We start from the raw sequence: 2743 nt of genomic DNA, 5'->3' as shown, positions 1-2743 counted from the left end.
CCCGGAGTCCGGGTGCCGCCCTCTCGCGGCACGGGTTACTGTCGCAGACATGACGATCAAAGCCGTGGTGTGGGACGTGGACGACACCCTCTTCGACTACACCACGGCCGACCGTGCCGGGATGCGCGCGCATCTGGCCGCCGAGGGCCTGCTGGGCGGGTACGCGTCCGTCGAGCACGCCCTGCTGCGCTGGCGCGAGCTCACGGACCAGCAGTGGGCGCGGTTCTCGGCGGGCGAGACCGACTGGGAGGCCACGCGGCGCGACCGTGTACGCGCCTTCCTCGACGAGCCCATGAGCGACGCCCAGGCCGACGCCTGGTTCGAGCGCTACATCACCCACTACGAGGGGGCCTGGGCGCTCTTCCCCGACGTCCTGCCCGTCCTCGACGCGCTCGCCGGCAGCCACCGACACGCCGTGCTGTCCAATTCCACCATTCGGGTCCAGGACCGCAAGCTGCGCGTCCTCGGCGTGCGGGACCGCTTCGAGGCGGTGCTGTGCGCGGCCGAGCTCGGTGTCCACAAGCCCGCGGCCGAGGCCTTCCACGCCGTCTGCACCGCACTCGCCCTGCAACCGCAGGAGGTTGCGTATGTGGGCGACCACCCGGAGATCGACGGACAGGGTGCCGCCGACGCCGGTCTGCTGTCGGTATGGATCGACCGCGTGGGCTCTCGGAGCAGCGGCGAAGCCCCTGTCGGCCCCCGCCGGATCGCGTCGCTCGCCGAACTGCCCGCGCTCCTCGGCGGCGATACCCGTTTTGGAGCGCCGTCCACCTTCGGGTAATGTTCTTCCTGCGCCGCCGGAGAGCGGGCCGAAAGGCCGGGAACCGGAGGCGCAAGCTAGAACGAGATCCCCTCAGGGGCTTGCGTTCCAGTGGCCTATGGTGTAATTGGCAGCACGACTGATTCTGGTTCAGTTAGTCTTGGTTCGAGTCCAGGTAGGCCAGCTCGCAGAGCTCATCTGCGCTCGCGGAGATCAACTCTGCAAAGCCCCCGTTGTGTAGCGGCCTAGCACGCTGCCCTCTCAAGGCAGTAGCGCCGGTTCGAATCCGGTCGGGGGTACAGATCCTTCCCGCGAGGGTGGCTCGGGTAGCTCCCACCGCCTTCGACGCAGGATCGCTAGGGCCCCCGTTGTGTAGCGGCCTAGCACGCCGCCCTCTCAAGGCGGTAGCGCCGGTTCGAATCCGGTCGGGGGTACTGACTGGTCTAAACCACATTGGTCTATGGTGTAATTGGCAGCACGACTGATTCTGGTTCAGTTAGTCTTGGTTCGAGTCCAGGTAGACCAGCTCGGACCTGCGGCGGTGCAGAATTAAACGCCTGCAGGCTCCACGCCCCCGTTGTGTAGCGGCCTAGCACGCCGCCCTCTCAAGGCGGTAGCGCCGGTTCGAATCCGGTCGGGGGTACGCGGTCCGGTGGCCCTCCACTTCGGTGGAGGGCCACCGGCGTTTTCGCGACCTGCCGCCGCGTGCGGTCACTGGAGCCCGTAGCGCCGCGCCGACTCCTCCTCCTGTGCCAGCCGGTGCAGCGCCCGTAGGACGGGTTCGAAGAGCACGGCCGCCGCGACCGCCGTCTCCACCCGCTCGGACTCCGACCCGTGCGTCTCCAGGAAGTCCAGGTCCCGCCCCGCCACCTGGAGCATCAACTCCGCGTACGGCGCCATCAGTTCGGCGTCCCAGGCGTAGCCGAGCCGGATCAGCGTGGCCACCGCCGTCACCAGCGAGCGGTACACGGGGGAGAGCGGGGCGAGTTCGCGCGCGGTCTCCCAGCCCAGCGAGGTGAGCAGCCGTTCCACCTCGTTCCGCGCCGCCACCACCGCCGGGTCCTCCTCGTCGGGCTCCGGACCGTGCGGCAGCGCCCAAAGTGCCGCGCCCAGGCGGATCGTGCGGCCCAGGGACTCGTCGTCCACGTGCCCGAGGATCTCCTTGGCGGTCGCCACGGGGACCCGGCCCACCTGGATCAGTGCGCGTACCAGGCGCAGCCGGCGCAGATGGTCCTCGTCGTACTCGGCCGTCGTCGCGTTGATCTGGCGGCCCGGCGCCAACAGCCCCTCGCGCAGGTAGTACTTGATCGTCGCCGTGGACACGCCGCTGCGCGCACTGAGTTCGGCCAGCCGCATCTCTTGCGCCCTTCCTTGGGTGGTGCCACTATCCAAGCATGACCCATCGGATAGTGGCGCTAGCCAATGAGGAGGAGTCATGACGAGGAAACCGGCGAGTGCGGACCGTACGACCGCTGCGGCGGAGGGTGAGGTGGTCGTCCTCCTCATCGGCATGCGGATCAACCACTTCTGGGCGGTGCACCAATGGGTGCCGGTGCTCATGGCGATGCTGCGCATGCTCCGCGAGCTGGCGAAGGATCCCGGGCGGGGGCTGCTGAACCACGTCCTGCTGACGGGGTCCCCGCGGACGTACTACGTCGTCCAGTACTGGGAGTCGAAGGAGAAGCTGTACGCGTACGCGTCGGCGCCCGACATGTTCCACCACCGGGTCTGGGCGATCATCAACCGCAAGGAGCGGGCGGGGAGGCTCCGCGGGCATGTGGGGATCTGGCACGAGTCGTATGTCGTGCCCGAGGGCTCGTACGAGTCGATCTACGGGGACATGCCGGCGTTCGGGCTGGGGGCCGCGTATGGGGTGCTGCCGGTTGAGGCGCGGGGGCGGCGGGCGAAGGATCGGTTGGCGTATCGGTCGGTGAAGGTGGGTGCGCCCGAGCGCCGTGGGGGTTGAGTCGTGTGGGGGGTGTG

General features: G+C 68.8%; 3 protein-coding genes and 5 tRNA genes. 7 read left to right on the top strand and 1 reads right to left on the bottom strand.

All coding sequences use genetic code 11. The features are described 5' to 3' along the window. Window positions 1-49: 49 nt before the first annotated feature. From FNH08_RS48420 to FNH08_RS48395, 6 genes are all read left to right on the top strand, one after another. Window positions 50-781, top strand: a complete 732-nt coding sequence (locus tag FNH08_RS48420) for an HAD family hydrolase (RefSeq protein WP_152778264.1) — start codon at window positions 50-52, stop codon at window positions 779-781. A 91-nt stretch (window positions 782-872) separates the two neighbouring features. Beyond that, window positions 873-944, top strand: a tRNA-Gln gene (locus FNH08_RS48415). A 42-nt stretch (window positions 945-986) separates the two neighbouring features. Beyond that, a tRNA-Glu gene (locus FNH08_RS48410) sits at window positions 987-1059 on the top strand. Between the two features lie 62 nt (window positions 1060-1121). Further along, a tRNA-Glu gene (locus tag FNH08_RS48405) sits at window positions 1122-1194 on the top strand. A 20-nt stretch (window positions 1195-1214) separates the two neighbouring features. Beyond that, window positions 1215-1286, top strand: a tRNA-Gln gene (locus tag FNH08_RS48400). A gap of 44 nt (window positions 1287-1330) precedes the next feature. Further along, a tRNA-Glu gene (locus FNH08_RS48395) sits at window positions 1331-1403 on the top strand. 68 nt (window positions 1404-1471) lie between these two features. Here FNH08_RS48395 and FNH08_RS48390 read toward each other — a convergent pair. Beyond that, the gene (locus tag FNH08_RS48390; protein WP_152778263.1) at window positions 1472-2116 is read right to left on the bottom strand and encodes a MerR family transcriptional regulator; all 645 of its coding nucleotides are present in this window, start codon (window positions 2114-2116) and stop codon (window positions 1472-1474) included. A gap of 79 nt (window positions 2117-2195) precedes the next feature. Between FNH08_RS48390 and FNH08_RS48385 the strand changes: the two genes are divergently transcribed. Next, a complete protein-coding gene (locus FNH08_RS48385; RefSeq protein ID WP_152778262.1) occupies window positions 2196-2726 on the top strand; it encodes a DUF4188 domain-containing protein in 531 nt (176 codons plus the stop codon). Window positions 2727-2743 lie beyond the last annotated feature (17 nt).

It is taken from the genome of Streptomyces spongiae (genome assembly GCF_009377185.1).
Taxonomy (GTDB): domain Bacteria; phylum Actinomycetota; class Actinomycetes; order Streptomycetales; family Streptomycetaceae; genus Streptomyces; species Streptomyces spongiae.
Note: the sequence above shows the minus strand (reverse complement) of the source record. Positions and strands in the feature narration are given on the sequence as shown.

Excerpts from the sequence above, each read along its gene's own strand:
- FNH08_RS48420 (WP_152778264.1), top strand. The coding sequence starts at position 50 with ATGACGATCAAAGCCGTGGTGTGGGACGTGGACGACACCCTCTTCGAC.
- FNH08_RS48385 (WP_152778262.1), top strand. The coding sequence starts at position 2,196 with ATGACGAGGAAACCGGCGAGTGCGGACCGTACGACCGCTGCGGCGGAG.
- FNH08_RS48390 (WP_152778263.1), bottom strand. The coding sequence starts at position 2,116 with ATGCGGCTGGCCGAACTCAGTGCGCGCAGCGGCGTGTCCACGGCGACG.